The sequence below is a fragment of the Methylobrevis albus genome (assembly GCF_015904235.1).
Classification (GTDB): domain Bacteria; phylum Pseudomonadota; class Alphaproteobacteria; order Rhizobiales; family Pleomorphomonadaceae; genus Methylobrevis_A; species Methylobrevis_A albus.
The window spans coordinates 442,309-455,863 of sequence record NZ_JADZLT010000040.1; the positions used below are offsets into that span (position 1 = coordinate 442,309).

Genomic DNA, 13,555 nt, shown 5'->3' on the forward strand with positions numbered 1-13,555 from the left:
GGTGCGGCAAGGCCCCTGAAATGGGGGACGATCGGGTCGGGGGTCAAGCCTCGAAAAGCTGCCATCACGCTGCTGCAATCAGAAAGTGCACCGTTGCAGAATAGCAACTCTGTGCGTAGGATGCCCGTGATAATAACAGTTATTCAATTGATGCAATTACAGGTTGCAGCAATCAACGGCGCCGCGAACGAGGCCTCCATGACCGACCAGGCGGGCCCGGGACCTGATCCCGGCCGTGATGACAATCTGCGTTACATCGAACAGATGAGTGTCGAACTCGCCCAGATCGCGGAGCGGGCCGGGGCCGGCATGATCGTCTACCTGCTCGGCATGGTGCGTGAGGAAGCGGCCAACGAGATGGCCGCGCGCAGCGTCGGCCCCGGCCGTCCGCGGCGGCGCCGCACGCCGGGCTGACCTCCGGACGGCGGGTGCGGTCAGCCGACCAGCGCGACGGCAGGGCCGGGGTGGCGGCTGATTCGGCCGGCGAGATCGAGTTCCAGCAGCACGAGATGCACGGTCGCGGCGCGCAGGCCGGTGTGGTGGACGATGTCGTCGATCGCGGTCGGCGTCGGGCTGAGGGCGGTGAGAATCAGGCGGCGGTCGCCGTCGGCGATCTCGTCGCCGCTGGCCGCGCCGTCGTCGTCACGCTCGCGGATCGGCTCGTCCGCGCCCAGGTCGCCGCCGCCCGCCACCCGGCCGAGCATCGGAGCGAGCACGTCGAGGATGTCGGCGGCGTGGCGGGTGAGGGTGGCGCCGGTGCGGATCAGCGCGTTGGTGCCCGACGCGCGCGGATCGAGCGGCGACCCCGGCACGGCGAACACCTCGCGGCCCTGCTCGGCGGCAAAGCGCGCCGTGTGCAGCGAGCCGGAGCGCTCCGCCGCCTCGATCACCGCGACACCGAGGGCGATGCCGGAAATGATCCGGTTGCGGCGGGGAAAATCCTGCGCGCGCGGCACCCAGCCATAGGGCATCTCGGAGACGATCGCCCCGCCGCGCGCGACGATCTCCTCGATCAGCCCGCGATTCTCCTCCGGATAGACGTGGTCGATGCCGCCGGCGATGACGGCGATGGTGCCGCTGTCGAGGGCCGCGCGATGGGCGGCGGTGTCGATGCCGCGGGCGAGCCCCGAGACCACCACGACGCCGGCGTCGCCGAGTCCGTGCGCGATGCGCTCGGCGATCTTGACGCCGATGACGGAGGCGCTGCGCGAGCCGACGATGGCGATCGTCGGCCGGCGGGCGAGGTCGGCCGCGGCGCCGGGCGCGTTGCGGATAGAGACGAGCGGTGGCGGGGCGTCGAGGCGGGCGAGGTGCTGCGGGTAGCCGGCCTCGCCGATCGCGACGAGGTCGGCGCCGGCTCTCCGGATCGCGGCGATCTCGTCCTCGGCCTCGCCCTGGCCCGGGATGCGCGGGCTGTGCCGCGCGCCGCCGCGCCGCGTCAGCCCCGGCAGGGCCTCGAGCGCGGCCGCTGCGGAGCCGAAATGGTTGACGAGCTGGCGGAAGGTGGCCGGGCCGACGTTGTCGCAGCGGATCAGCCGCAGCCAGGCGACGCGCTGCCGGTCGCTGAGGACGACGGGCGAGCGGTCGCTGGGCATCGGCGGCGCCTCAGGCCTGGCGGCCGATGCGCCGTTCCTTGCCGGCGATCAGCTTGGCGATGTTGCCGGAATGCCGGATCCAGACGAGGACGGTGAGCACCACGAAGAGCTGCATCAACTGGATACGGTCGAAGCTCCAGAGCACGGCGGGCGTCGCAAGCGTCGCGAGCAGGGCGGCGAGCGAGGAATAGCGGGTGATGTAGGCGACGAGGATCCACACCGCCGCGAAGACGAGCACCGCCGGCCAGTGCAGCCCGAGCAGGATGCCGATGTAGGTCGCGACGCCCTTGCCGCCGCGGAACTTCAGCCAGACCGGGAAGAGATGCCCGAGGAAGGCGCCGAGGCCGGCGATCACCGCCGTCTCCGGCCCGTAGAGCGCCGCAACCGTCACCGCCGCCGTGCCCTTCAGCCCGTCGCCGAGCACGGTGGCGAGTGCGAGGCCCTTGCGGCCGGTGCGCAGCACGTTGGTGGCGCCGATGTTGCCCGAGCCGATGGCGCGGATGTCACCGAGCCCGGCGAGCCGCGTCAGGATCACGCCGAACGGGATCGACCCCAGCAGGTAGCCGAAGGCGAGCGCGGCGAGATAGTAGGGCCAGACGAACGACCAGCTGATCGGATCGGGCAAGGAGAATCCCCCGGGGCACGGCTTCGAACGGCCGCGTGAACGTGGCGCATGACAGTCCGATTTGCGGCGGTTCGTCAATCCCGGGAAAGGCGTGGGGGAGGGATGGGGGCGGCGAGTTTGCTCGGGCGAGAGATAGTGAGGGGGCTGGCCGGCAAGGATGACAGCGGCGACCTCGCGTGCCGGGGCCGGCAACGGGCCGGCCGCATTGCCGCGCGCTACCTCTCGATCTCTGCACTTCCCCTCAATCGTCATTGCCGGGCTTGACCCGGCAACCTACTCGCCTCGCGCCAAGGGATGGGGCAAGCTCATCAAATCCTAGAGCTATTCGACATCCACCGTCGATAGCCGCGAAGCTATTGGGTCGCCGGGTCAAGCCCGGCGATGACGGTTGAGGGGCGGAGAAAAAGCGTGAGTCCGCACGCCTGGCTCGATTTGGACGCCGTCAGTTCGTCCATCTCGCCGTTGGCTGAGCCCCGGCGCTCACTTACGAACAACCCCCCCTCACCCCCCGAACACCAGCCGTCCCCCCACCCACGTCTTCACCGCCCGGCCCGAGAACCGCGCGCCCTCGAAGGCGGTGTTGTGGCAGCGGGAGAGGATGGTGGCCTCGTCGTAGACCCAAGGGGTGTCGAGGTCGATCAGGACGAGGTCGGCGGCGGCGCCGGGCTGCAGGGTGCCGCTCGGCAGGCCGAGCAGGGCGGCGGGGCGGGTGGACATGGCGTCGATCAGCCGCGACAGCGAGACCCGGCCGTCGTGGACGAGACGCAGGCCGGCCGAGAGCAGGGTCTCGAGGCCGATGCAGCCGTCGGCGGCTTCCGCAAACGGCTGGCGCTTGGTCTCGACGTCCTGCGGGTCGTGGCCGGAGACGACGACGTCGATGGTGCCGTCGGCGAGGCCCTCGACGAGGGCGAGGCGGTCGGTCTCGGCGCGCAGCGGCGGCGACATCTTGAAGAAGGTGCGGTAGGCGCCGATGTCGTTCTCGTTGAGCGAGAGATGCGCGACGGAGACGCCCGCGGTCGCCGGAATGCCGAGCGATTTCGCCCAGCGCATCAGCTCGACCGATTCGGCGGCCGAGAGCAGGGCGGCGTGGTAGCGGCCGCCGGCGAGGCGGGCGAGGCGCAGGTCGCGGGCGAGCATGATCGTCTCGGCCTCGGCCGGCACGCCCTTGAGGCCGAGCAGCGTCGCCACCGCGCCGGCGTTCATCACGCCGTCGCCGGCAAGATCCGGATCCTCGGCGTGGTGGATGACGAGGGCGCCGAAGTCGCGGGCGTAGGTCAGCGCGCGGCGCATCACCTGCGCGTGCGAAACGGCCGTGCGCCCGCTCGCGAAGGCGACGGCGCCGGCCTCCTGGAGGAGGCCGAACTCGGTCATCTCGCGACCCTGCTGACCCTTGGTGAGGGCCGCCATCGGATGGACCCGCACGGTCGCGGTGTCGCGGGCGCGGCGCAGCACGAAGTCGACGAGGGCGGGCTCGTCGATCACCGGGTCGGTGTCGGGCATGGTGACGATGGTGGTGATGCCGCCGGCGGCCGCAGCCCGGCTCGCCGAAGCGAAGGTCTCGCGGTAGTCGAAGCCCGGTTCGCCGACGAAGACGCGCATGTCGACGAGGCCGGGGGCAATGACGGCGCCGCCGGCGTCGATCCGCTCGGTGCCCTCGGGTCCCGCGATCGCCACCGCCTCCGGCCCGGCGGCGACGATGCGGCCGTCCACGACGAGTACCGCGCCGCGGGTGTCGAGCCCGCGCGACGGGTCGACCAGCCGGGCGTTGTCGATCTTCAGCGGCCGGAGGCCGGACGGATTGTCGGTCGGCATGGCCGGCGGCCTCGCATTCGGGGATTTCAGAGGTTGGGCAGCGCTTCGGACACGGCTTCCAGCACCGCCATGCGCACGGCGACGCCCATTTCCACCTGCTCGCGGATCAGGCTCTGCGGCCCGTCGGCGACGGCGGGGTCGATCTCGACGCCGCGGTTCATCGGGCCGGGGTGCATCACCAGCGCGTCGGGCTTCGCATAGCCGAGCTTCTCGGCGTCGAGGCCCCAATAGCGGAAGTATTCGCGCACTGAGGGCACGAACGAGCCCTGCATGCGCTCGCGCTGCAGACGCAGCATCATGACGATGTCGGCGTCCTTGAGGCCGGCGCGCATGTCGGTGGTCACCTCGATGCCGAGGTCGCGGAAGGCGCCGGGCACCAGCGTCGTCGGGCCGACGAGGCGGACGCGGGCACCGAGCGCCGTCAGCAGCAGGATGTTCGAGCGGGCGACGCGCGAATGCAGCACGTCGCCGCAGATCGCGACCGTGAGGCGGGCGATCTTGCCCTTGTGGCGGCGGATGGTGAGGGCGTCGAGCAGGGCCTGGGTCGGGTGCTCGTGCGCGCCGTCGCCGGCGTTGACCACCGAGCAGCCGACCTTCTGGGCGAGCAGCGCCACGGCGCCGGCGGCGTGGTGGCGCACGACGATGATGTCGGGCCGCATCGCGTTCAGCGTCACGGCGGTGTCGATCAGTGTCTCACCCTTCTTCACCGAGGACGAGGCGACCTGCATGTTGAGCACGTCGGCGCCGAGCCGCTTGCCGGCGAGCTCGAACGACGACTGCGTGCGGGTCGAGGCTTCGAAGAACAGGTTGATCTGGGTGCGGCCGCTCAGCGTGTCGAGCTTCTTGCGCACCTGGCGCCCGACCTCGACGTGCGCCTCGGCGCGGTCCAGCAGATCCTCGATCTCGTGCGGCGACAGGCCGTCGATGCCGAGCAGGTGCTGGCGGGCGAAGCGGGGCAGAAGGGGATCGCGGGCTGGTTTCATCAAAGCCGTCTGATAGGCCGTTCGCTTGCCCCCCGCAAGGCGCGCGGCGGCGGCGCGGCCGCGTCGTCCACACCCGGTGCGGCGCGCGGCTACAGGCGGCGCAGGTCCTCGCGGCGCTCCTCGGCGTGGAGGCGGTCGAGAAAGCCCTGCAGGATGAAGGCGGCGGCCATCTTGTCGACCAGCTCGGCGCGGCGGGCGCGCGAGGCGTCGGCGTCGAGCAGCGTGCGGGTGACGGCGGTGGTCGAGAGCCGCTCGTCCCAGTAGGCGACGGGAATGGCGATCATCGGCGCGAGGTTGCGCACGAAGGCGCGGGTCGACTGCACGCGCGGGCCTTCCGAGCCGTCCATGTTGACGGGAAGGCCGAAGACGAGACCACCGACCTCGTGCTTCGTCGCGATCTCGACGAGGCGCACGGCGTCGGGGGTGAACTTCACCCGCTTGATGGTCTCGAGCGGCGTCGCGATGCGGCGGCCGAGGTCGGAGAGGGCGAGGCCGATCGTCTTGGTGCCGAGGTCGACGCCGATCAGCCGCGCAGGCCCGCCGAGGCGGGCGGCGAACTCGGCGTAGGGCAGGACCGGATCTTTCGAAGGCGACGCCAAGCTGCTGGTTCCCCGACGAAGGCGGTCCGAGCCGCGCGGGCCGGCACCGGGGGTGCGGCCTTCGGTCGGCGATGGGACGGGAGTGGTGAGCGCGCTGGGACTCGAACCCAGGACCCCATGATTAAAAGTCACGTGCTCTACCGGCTGAGCTACGCGCTCCCATCCTGCGCAGCCATGGCCGCCGGACGGGCCATCCCATACGCGAGCGGGCCGGCTTCTGCAACAGTGACGCTCCGGCCGGCGGCGCGGCGGTTCCGGCATCGTGATTTTGCAGTGCCCGCCGCGTCGGGGTATGGAGACCGGCGCCGCGCCATCGAGGTCGCGCGCAAGGGCCGGCGCCGCAGGGGCCGAACCGAACGACGGGGAGCCGACGGAACGCGATGACCGGCGACGTGACGATCTGGCTGGCCTTCCTCGCCGGCATCCTCTCCTTCGTCTCGCCCTGCGTGCTGCCGCTGGTGCCGCCCTATCTCGGCTTTCTCGCGGGCGCCACGATCGACCAACTCGCCGACGGCGGCGAGGACGGCGCGGTGCGCCGGCGCGCCGTGCTGGTGGCGGTGTGCTTCGTGCTCGGCTTCACCACGGTGTTCGTCGGGCTCGGCGCCTCGGCCTCGGTGATCGGGCAACTGTTGTCGCGGCACGCCGGCACGCTGGCGATGGTCGCCGGCGTGCTGATCATCATCATGGGCCTGCATTTCCTCGGCCTGTTCCGCATCGGCCTGCTCTACCGGGAAGCCCGCTTCGACACCTCGTCGGTGCGCGCAGGCCCGACGGGTGCTTATGTCATGGGCCTTGCCTTCGCCTTCGGCTGGACGCCGTGCATCGGGCCGATCCTCGGCGCGATCCTCACGGTGGCGGCGTCGCGCGAGACGGTCGGGGCCGGGGCGGGGTTGCTCGCGGTCTATTCCGCCGGGCTCGGCGTGCCGTTCATCGCCGCGGCCCTCTTCGCCGGACCGTTCCTGCGGCTGCTGCGCCGCTTCCGGCGCGGCTTTGCCGTGGTCGAAAAGGCGATGGGCGCGGTGCTGGTGCTCACCGGCATCATGTTCATCACCGGCCACATGCAGCAGCTGTCGTTCTGGCTGCTGGAAACCTTCCCCGGCCTCGCGACGATCGGCTGATCCGGCGACGTCAGGGCGTCGCCAGCGGCTGGCCGACGAAGAAGGCCGGCGCGCAGGGGATGCCCTCGTTCTCGATTTCGAGGCAGTTCTCGGCGGCGGCGGCGGCCGAGGCGATCGGGCCGGCGACGAGCAGGAGTTCGGTGCGGCCGCCGCGGTCGCGCATGGCGGCGACGGCGCGGAACTGGCCGAAGAGGTCCGGCCGGGCGGCGCGGACCTCGCGCCAGTGGCTGCGCAGGCCGGTGAGGTCGGCGAAGGTGCCGAGCTCGAGGCCGAAGTCGACGCCGGGCGCCGGGGGCTCGGCCACGGCGACCGGCGGCGCCGGCGCGGGACGGGCGGCTTCCGGCGGCGGATCGGCAAACGGCTCGCCGCGGCCGATGCTGCCGGTGATTTCCTCGAAGCCGCGCTGCTCGATCGCCCCGAGGCGCAAGGTCATGTTGTCGCCCTGGCTGCGCAGCAGCTCGACCGACTGGCGCAGGCGGCGCACCTCTTCGCGCAGGGCGGCGATCTCGTCGGCGGTGGCGGTGGAAGCCTCGCGGTCGGCGCGCGGCATCGCCGCGATGCTCTGGTCGGCGGCGACGGCGTTCGGCGGCGGCAGGTCGACGGTGTTGCGATCCGGGCCGCCGTACTGCAGGGCGACCACGGCGATGCCGAAAGCGAGTGCAGCGGCGACGCCCCAGGCCATCACGACCAAGCCGGGAGCCTCGCCCTGCTCGTCGCCGAGCGGATCGTAGCCTTCGCCGCGCCTTTGATCGGCTCCCCTACTCACACGCCGTCGCCCCGAACGCCTCGATTCCCGCGCGGCACCGCAAGGGGTCCGGTTCCCGCGGCCAGCCGTCGCCGATGCCGGGCCGCGAATCCCCCGCCGCGCCATTAGCCGAGGAAACGCCACCACTTAAGGCGGGGCAAGCGGATTCGGCCGCTTTGAGGGCGGCCAGGGCGCTCGTCCCCGACTGGTTTACCGGCCGTCGCGGCGGCTCAGGCCGAGGGGCGGCTCACCACATAGCCGGCGCAGCCGAGCAGGGCGGCCGCGACGACGAGGGCGAGGGGCAGCGAGGGATGCGCGCCGAGGAAGAAGACGAGGAAGCCGACGGCCATGCCGGTGCAGGCCATCGCCTTGGCGGCGGGGGGAATCGCGCCGCGCTCGCGCCAGCGCTTCAGCGTCGGCCCGAACAGGCGGTGACCCAGCAGCCAGGCCTCCAGCCGCGGCGAGGAGCGGGCGAAGCAGCCGGCGGCGAGGATGATGAAGATCGTCGTCGGCATCACCGGCAGCAGCGCGCCGACGACGCCGAGCGCCACGAACAGAAAGCCGGCGATCAAGAAGAATATACGCTGCAAGTTGGGCTTCCGTTGCACCGGCTTCGACGGCAGTCTCCCGATCATCGGGCGCCGTCGCCGGCCGTCAAGGCCAGCCGCGTGCCCGGCACGAATCCTGCTGACGGCCACCCCACGGACCCGGCGGGCAGGGCGACGCGACGACAAAATCATGCGACTGAAATTCAGCTATTTCCAGTCGCAATCCGGTGTACGACGCTAGCGGCCCGCGCGCGCGGCCGCGAGGACAGGACGGACGATGATCACGAGGCTGCGAACCTACTTCCTGACGGGGCTGATCGTCGCGGGTCCGGCCGGCATCACGCTCTACGTCTCCTGGTCGCTGATCACCTGGATCGACGGCTGGGTAAAGCCCTATCTGCCCCGGGCGTACAACCCGGAGACCTATCTCTCGATCCCGGTGCCGGGCTTCGGACTGTTCGTCGCGCTGTTCGGCATCACGCTGATCGGCTTCCTCACGGCGAACATCGTCGGGCGCACGCTGATCCACTGGGGCGAGGGGCTGCTCGGGCGCATGCCGATCGTGCGCAATCTTTACGGCGGGCTGAAGCAGATCTTCCAGACCGTGCTCTCGAATCGCGGTGAGTCGTTCCAGAAGGTCGGCGTGATCGAGTATCCGCGCCTCGGGCTCTATTCGCTGGTGTTCGTCTCGGTGCCGGCGCGCGGCGAACTCGCCGCCCGGCTCGCCGACACGACCGGTGACGACGACGAGATGATGGGCGTGTTCCTGCCGACGACGCCGAACCCGACCTCGGGCTACCTGCTCTATGTCCGGCGCAGCGAGATCATCTACCTCGAGATGAGCGTCGAGGACGCGGCCAAGCTGATCATCTCGGCCGGTCTCGTCACCCCCGACATGCTGTCGAACGATCCGGACCAGCCGAAGCCGCTGCACGCGCCCGCCGCCTGAGGCCCGCCCGTGCGCAGGGCTCAGCCGGCGCGCAGCAGCCGCACCGCCTCGTCGCGGCCGAAGAGGTAGAGCAGCGCGCGCAGCGCCGTTCCGCGCGGGCTGGCAAGCTCCGGATCGCGCGCGAGCACCAGCGCCGCGTCGTCGCGGGCGATCTCGATCAGCTCGCCGTGCAACTCGGGACGGACGATGCGGTAGCCCGGCATGCCGCTCTGGCGCGTGCCGAGCACCTCGCCGCCGCCGCGCAGCTCGAGGTCCTTCTCGGCGATGACGAAGCCGTCCTCGGTCTCGCGCATCACCTCGAGCCGCGCCTTGGCGGTCTCGCCGAGCGGCGCCTTGAAGAGCAGCAGGCAGCGCGAGGCCTTGTCGCCGCGTCCGACCCGGCCGCGCAGCTGGTGCAGCTGGGCGAGGCCGAAGCGCTCGGCGTGCTCGATCACCATGATCGTCGCGTCCGGCACGTCGACGCCGACCTCGATCACCGTGGTCGAGACGAGGACACGGCTTTCGCCGGCCTGGAAGCGGCGCATGGCGGCGTCCTTCTCGGCCGGCTTCATGCGGCCGTGCACGAGGTCGACGACGGGGCCGAAGGTGCGCGTCAGGTCGCCGTGGCGCTCGGCGGCGGCGGCGAGGTCCGAGACCTCGCTCTCCTCGACCAGCGGGCAGACCCAGTAGACCTTGGCGCCTTCGTCGCGCACCACGGCACCGATGCGATCCACCACCTCGCCGATCCGGTCGAGGCTGATCGAGACGGTGGTGATGGGTTTGCGCCCGGCCGGCTTCTCGTCGAGGCGCGAGACGTCCATGTCGCCGAAATAGCTCAGCAGCAGGGTGCGCGGGATCGGCGTCGCCGTCATCACGAGCAGGTCGGTGCCGGCGCCCTTCGACGACAGCGCGAGGCGCTGGTGCACGCCGAAGCGGTGCTGCTCGTCGACGACGGCGAGGCCGAGGTCGCGGAAGGCGATGTCGGACTGGAAGATCGCGTGGGTGCCGACGACGATGTCGACGCTGCCGTCGGCGATCTCGGCGACGAGCCGGTCGCGCTCGCGGCCGCGGTCGCGCCCGGTAAGCACGGCGAGGCGGATGCCGGCCGCCTCGCAGAGGGGGCCGAGCGAGCGGGCATGCTGGCGGGCGAGCAGCTCGGTGGGAGCCATGATCGCCGCCTGCGCGCCCGATTCGACCACGGCGGCGGCGGCGAACAGCGCCACCATCGTCTTGCCGGAGCCGACGTCGCCCTGCACGAGGCGGATCATCCGGCTGGGCTCGGCGAGGTCGGCGAGCACCTCGGTGATCGCCCGTTCCTGCGAGCCGGTGAGGGCAAAGGGGAGGGCGCTGCGCAGCTTCGCCGCCATGGCGCCGGTCGCGACCCGGCGCTTGCCCGCCGCGCGGCGCAGCGAGGCGCGGACCATCGCAAGGGCGAGCTGGCCGGCGAGCAACTCGTCATAGGCGAGCCGCAGCCACGCCGGGCCGGTCGGCAGCGCGTCGACCGTGTCGGTCGGCTGGTGCACATCGCGCATCGCCTCGGCGAACGGCGGCCAGCGCCGCTCGGCGAGGAAGGCGGGGTCGAGCCAGTCGGGCAGCACGGGCAGGCGGGCGAGCGCCGCGTCGGCGAGCTTCTGCAGCAGCTTGCCGGAAATGCCCTCGGTGAGCGGATAGACCGCCTCGACCAGCGGCAGCTTCTCGAAATCGGCTTCGGCGACGACGTGGTCGGGGTGCGGCATCTGCGGCGCGCCGTTGAACCACTCGACGGTGCCGCTGATCCAGCGCGTCTCGCCGACCGGGAACAGGCGCTCGATCCAGCCGGCCTCGGCGTGGAAATAGACCAGCGCCATCTCGCCGGACTCGTCGTGCACATAGACCCGGTGCGGCTGGCGCCGGCCGCCGGGGCCGGTGCCGCCCGGCTTGTGCCGGTCGACGCGGACGAGCAGCGTCGAGATCGCGCCCTCGGGCGCGCGGGCGATCAGCGCCTTGCGGCGGCGGTCGACGGTGCCGGACGGCAGATGGAACAGGAGATCGGCGACCACCGCGTCGCGCGCGGTCTCGCCCGGCGGCCCGACGAGGCGCGCGAGTTTCGGCGCGGTGCGCGGCCCGACCCCGGGGAGGTCGGCGAGCGGCTGGAACAGGGGATTGAGGATCTCGGGACGCATCACCCGTCCATAGCGCGTCCGGCCCGGGCGATAAATCGGCAAGGCGGCCGGAGGTAAACGACGCCTCTGGCGAACCGGCGCGGGGCAACGGGAATGGCTGTGTCGCAATTTTGCAACAATCTTGCTACCTTGTGCCGCGCAGAGGCCGCGGGTCCGCGCGGCGGACGGGCGTTTGGCCGGGGAGGCTCCAGCATTTGGTGACGATCGTCGACGAGACGGGACGCCTTCCTGCGGCGCGGCTGGACAATGGCCGCGGCGACGGACGGTTGCGCCGGCGGCTCGGTCTCGCGGCGGTGGTGCTCGCCTTCATCTCGTCGGTGGCGACCTTCGTGCTGCTCGCCGGCCTCGCGCCGATCGAGCCCAATCCGCGCATGGTGCAGATCTCGCTCGGCATCAACGCGGTGCTGGTCATCGCGGTGCTGGTGGCGATCGGTGTCGAAGTCAGCAAGCTCTGGCGCGCCTGGCGCGAGGGGCGTGCGGGCGCGCGGCTGCACCTGCGCATCGTCGCGCTGTTCTCGCTGATCGCCGCGCTGCCGGCAGCGCTCGTCGCCGGGGCCTTCGCGGTGACGCTGAACCAGGGCTTCGACCGCTGGTTCGAGACGCGAACGCGGCAGATCGTCGACAACGTGCTCACCGTCGCCAGCGCCTACATGCAGGAGCACGCCGGCGTGCTGCGCGGCGACCTGATCGGCATCGCCACCGCGGTGGACGCGGCAAAGCCGCTCTACGACTTCGAGCCGTCGCGCTTCGAGCAGGGCTTCGAGGCGCAGTCGTCGCTGCGCGGCGTGCAGGGCGCCTTCCTGCTCGACGCCGACGGCAACATCATCCTGCGCAACCAGCTGCAGCCCGACACCGAGGTGATCATGCCGCCGGCGCGGGCGATGGCGGAGGCGGCCAAGGGCTCGCCGGTGCTGATCTCGCCCGGCGCGTCCAACCAGGTCGGCGGCGTCCTGAAGCTCAAGGCCTATGAGGATACCTACCTCTACGTGGTGCGCTCCCTCGACGCCGTGGTGCTCGACAACCTGCGCCTCGCCCGCGAGAGCGCGGTGGAATATCGCCAGCTCGAGGCGAGCCGCTCCGACGTCCAGACGGTGTTCGGCCTCGTCTTCGCCGGGCTGACGCTGATCATGCTGCTCGGCGCGATCTGGCTCGGGCTCGCCTTCTCCACCGGCCTCGTCGCGCCGATCCGGCGGCTGATCGGCGCGGCGGGCGAGGTCGCCGGCGGCAACCTGCTGGTCGAGGTGCCGGTCGGCGACCGCAACGACGACCTCGGCAGCCTCGGGGAGACCTTCAACAAGATGACGTCGCAGCTGCGCAGCCAGCGCGACGACCTGTTGCAGATCACCGATCAGGCCGACCGCCGGCGCCGCTTCACCGAGGCGGTGCTGTCGGGTGTCACGGCGGCGGTGGTCGGCGTCACCAGCGAGGGGCGGATCTCGATCGCCAACCGCTCGGCGACCGATCTCATCGGCCTCGACGAGGCCGACCTGATCGGCCGCCGGCTGATCGACGAGGTGCCCGGCGCCGAGCCGCTGCTCTCGGCGGCGATGCGCGACGACAGCCGCATCTTCCAGGGCACGTTCACCTTCGTCCGCCCCGGCATGGAGCGGGTCGTCTCGGCCCGCGTCGCCAGCGACCGCTCGCCCGATTCGGCGCACGGCTACGTGGTGACGCTCGACGACATCTCCGACCTGATCTCGGCGCAGCGCACCTCGGCCTGGGCCGACGTCGCCCGCCGCATCGCGCACGAGATCAAGAATCCGCTGACGCCGATCCAGCTCTCCGCCGAGCGCATCCGCCGGCGCTACGGCAAGCTGATCGATCCGGACGATCCGGTGTTCAATCGCTGCGTCGACACCATCATCCGCCAGGTCGGCGACATCGGCCGGATGGTCGACGAGTTCTCCGGCTTCGCCCGGATGCCGAAACCCAGCATGGACCGTCACGATCTCGCCGATTCGATCCGCGAATCGGTGTTCCTGCTCGGCGTCGGCCGCCCGGAGATCGACTTCGAGACCGACCTGCCGGCCGAGCCGCTGGCGGGACTGTTCGACAACCGGCTGATGTCGCAGGCGATCACCAATCTCGTGAAGAACGCCGCCGAGGCGATCGACCAGGTGCCGGTGGAGGAGCGAGACGGCGGCAAGGGCCATGTGCTCGTCGCCGCCCGGCGCCAGGACGACCAGTTCGTGATCGAGGTCGTCGACGACGGCATCGGCCTGCCGAAGGCGGACCGCCACCGGCTGCTCGAGCCCTATATGACGACGCGCGAGAAGGGCACCGGGCTCGGCCTCGCCATCGTGCGCAAGATCATCGAGGAGCACGGCGGCCGGGTCGAACTCAACGATGCGCCGGCCGTGGCAACCGGCGGGCGCGGCGCGATGGTGCGCGTGACGTTCCCGGTCACCGGCGCCGCCTGACGCCGTCATGGCGTCCGGCC

12 protein-coding genes and 1 tRNA gene are annotated in these 13,555 nt (G+C 71.4%); 4 read left to right on the plus strand and 9 right to left on the minus strand.

The window, feature by feature from the left end:
- The first annotated feature begins 198 nt into the window (after positions 1-198).
- Positions 199-414: a hypothetical protein gene (locus I5731_RS04140; protein WP_197310085.1), complete on the plus strand. Its 216-nt coding sequence runs from the start codon at positions 199-201 to the stop codon at positions 412-414.
- Between the two features lie 20 nt (positions 415-434).
- Here the strand turns inward: I5731_RS04140 and dprA are convergent, their stop codons facing one another.
- The 6 genes from dprA to I5731_RS04170 form a co-directional block, all read right to left on the minus strand.
- A complete protein-coding gene (gene dprA, locus I5731_RS04145) occupies positions 435-1,595 on the minus strand; it encodes a DNA-processing protein DprA (RefSeq protein ID WP_197310086.1) in 1,161 nt (386 codons plus the stop codon).
- A gap of 10 nt (positions 1,596-1,605) precedes the next feature.
- Positions 1,606-2,220: a glycerol-3-phosphate 1-O-acyltransferase PlsY gene (plsY, locus tag I5731_RS04150; protein ID WP_235981507.1), complete on the minus strand. Its 615-nt coding sequence runs from the start codon at positions 2,218-2,220 to the stop codon at positions 1,606-1,608.
- 501 nt (positions 2,221-2,721) lie between these two features.
- On the minus strand, positions 2,722-4,032 hold the full coding sequence (locus tag I5731_RS04155) for a dihydroorotase (protein WP_197310088.1): 1,311 nt from the start codon (positions 4,030-4,032) through the stop codon (positions 2,722-2,724).
- Positions 4,033-4,058: 26 nt separating this feature from the next.
- On the minus strand, positions 4,059-5,015 hold the full coding sequence (locus tag I5731_RS04160) for an aspartate carbamoyltransferase catalytic subunit (protein ID WP_197310089.1): 957 nt from the start codon (positions 5,013-5,015) through the stop codon (positions 4,059-4,061).
- An 89-nt stretch (positions 5,016-5,104) separates the two neighbouring features.
- Positions 5,105-5,614: a Holliday junction resolvase RuvX gene (gene ruvX, locus I5731_RS04165; protein WP_197310090.1), complete on the minus strand. Its 510-nt coding sequence runs from the start codon at positions 5,612-5,614 to the stop codon at positions 5,105-5,107.
- A gap of 83 nt (positions 5,615-5,697) precedes the next feature.
- Positions 5,698-5,773: transfer RNA gene (locus I5731_RS04170), tRNA-Lys, on the minus strand.
- A 221-nt stretch (positions 5,774-5,994) separates the two neighbouring features.
- On the opposite strand from I5731_RS04170, the gene I5731_RS04175 reads away from it, so the two are divergent.
- Positions 5,995-6,732, plus strand: coding sequence for a cytochrome c biogenesis CcdA family protein (locus tag I5731_RS04175; protein ID WP_197310091.1), 738 nt, complete (start codon positions 5,995-5,997; stop codon positions 6,730-6,732).
- Positions 6,733-6,742: 10 nt separating this feature from the next.
- Here I5731_RS04175 and I5731_RS04180 read toward each other — a convergent pair whose 3' ends face one another.
- Positions 6,743-7,498, minus strand: coding sequence for a hypothetical protein (locus I5731_RS04180; RefSeq protein ID WP_197310092.1), 756 nt, complete (start codon positions 7,496-7,498; stop codon positions 6,743-6,745).
- 209 nt (positions 7,499-7,707) lie between these two features.
- Positions 7,708-8,112: a YbaN family protein gene (locus I5731_RS04185; RefSeq protein WP_197310093.1), complete on the minus strand. Its 405-nt coding sequence runs from the start codon at positions 8,110-8,112 to the stop codon at positions 7,708-7,710.
- A 190-nt stretch (positions 8,113-8,302) separates the two neighbouring features.
- On the opposite strand from I5731_RS04185, the gene I5731_RS04190 reads away from it, so the two are divergent.
- Entirely contained in the window at positions 8,303-8,974 is a 672-nt protein-coding gene (locus I5731_RS04190; protein WP_328838125.1) for a DUF502 domain-containing protein, read from the plus strand.
- 20 nt (positions 8,975-8,994) lie between these two features.
- Here I5731_RS04190 and recG read toward each other — a convergent pair whose 3' ends face one another.
- Positions 8,995-11,115, minus strand: a complete 2,121-nt coding sequence (recG, locus tag I5731_RS04195) for an ATP-dependent DNA helicase RecG (protein ID WP_197310094.1) — start codon at positions 11,113-11,115, stop codon at positions 8,995-8,997.
- Between the two features lie 197 nt (positions 11,116-11,312).
- Between recG and I5731_RS04200 the strand changes: the two genes are divergently transcribed.
- On the plus strand, positions 11,313-13,535 hold the full coding sequence (locus tag I5731_RS04200) for a sensor histidine kinase NtrY-like (protein WP_197310095.1): 2,223 nt from the start codon (positions 11,313-11,315) through the stop codon (positions 13,533-13,535).
- The last annotated feature ends 20 nt before the right edge of the window (positions 13,536-13,555 follow it).

Excerpts from the sequence above, each read along its gene's own strand:
- I5731_RS04175 (WP_197310091.1), top strand. The coding sequence starts at position 5,995 with ATGACCGGCGACGTGACGATCTGGCTGGCCTTCCTCGCCGGCATCCTC.
- I5731_RS04160 (WP_197310089.1), bottom strand. The coding sequence starts at position 5,015 with ATGAAACCAGCCCGCGATCCCCTTCTGCCCCGCTTCGCCCGCCAGCAC.
- I5731_RS04140 (WP_197310085.1), top strand. The coding sequence starts at position 199 with ATGACCGACCAGGCGGGCCCGGGACCTGATCCCGGCCGTGATGACAAT.
- dprA (WP_197310086.1), bottom strand. The coding sequence starts at position 1,595 with ATGCCCAGCGACCGCTCGCCCGTCGTCCTCAGCGACCGGCAGCGCGTC.
- I5731_RS04185 (WP_197310093.1), bottom strand. The coding sequence starts at position 8,112 with ATGATCGGGAGACTGCCGTCGAAGCCGGTGCAACGGAAGCCCAACTTG.
- I5731_RS04155 (WP_197310088.1), bottom strand. The coding sequence starts at position 4,032 with ATGCCGACCGACAATCCGTCCGGCCTCCGGCCGCTGAAGATCGACAAC.
- I5731_RS04190 (WP_328838125.1), top strand. The coding sequence starts at position 8,303 with ATGATCACGAGGCTGCGAACCTACTTCCTGACGGGGCTGATCGTCGCG.
- recG (WP_197310094.1), bottom strand. The coding sequence starts at position 11,115 with ATGCGTCCCGAGATCCTCAATCCCCTGTTCCAGCCGCTCGCCGACCTC.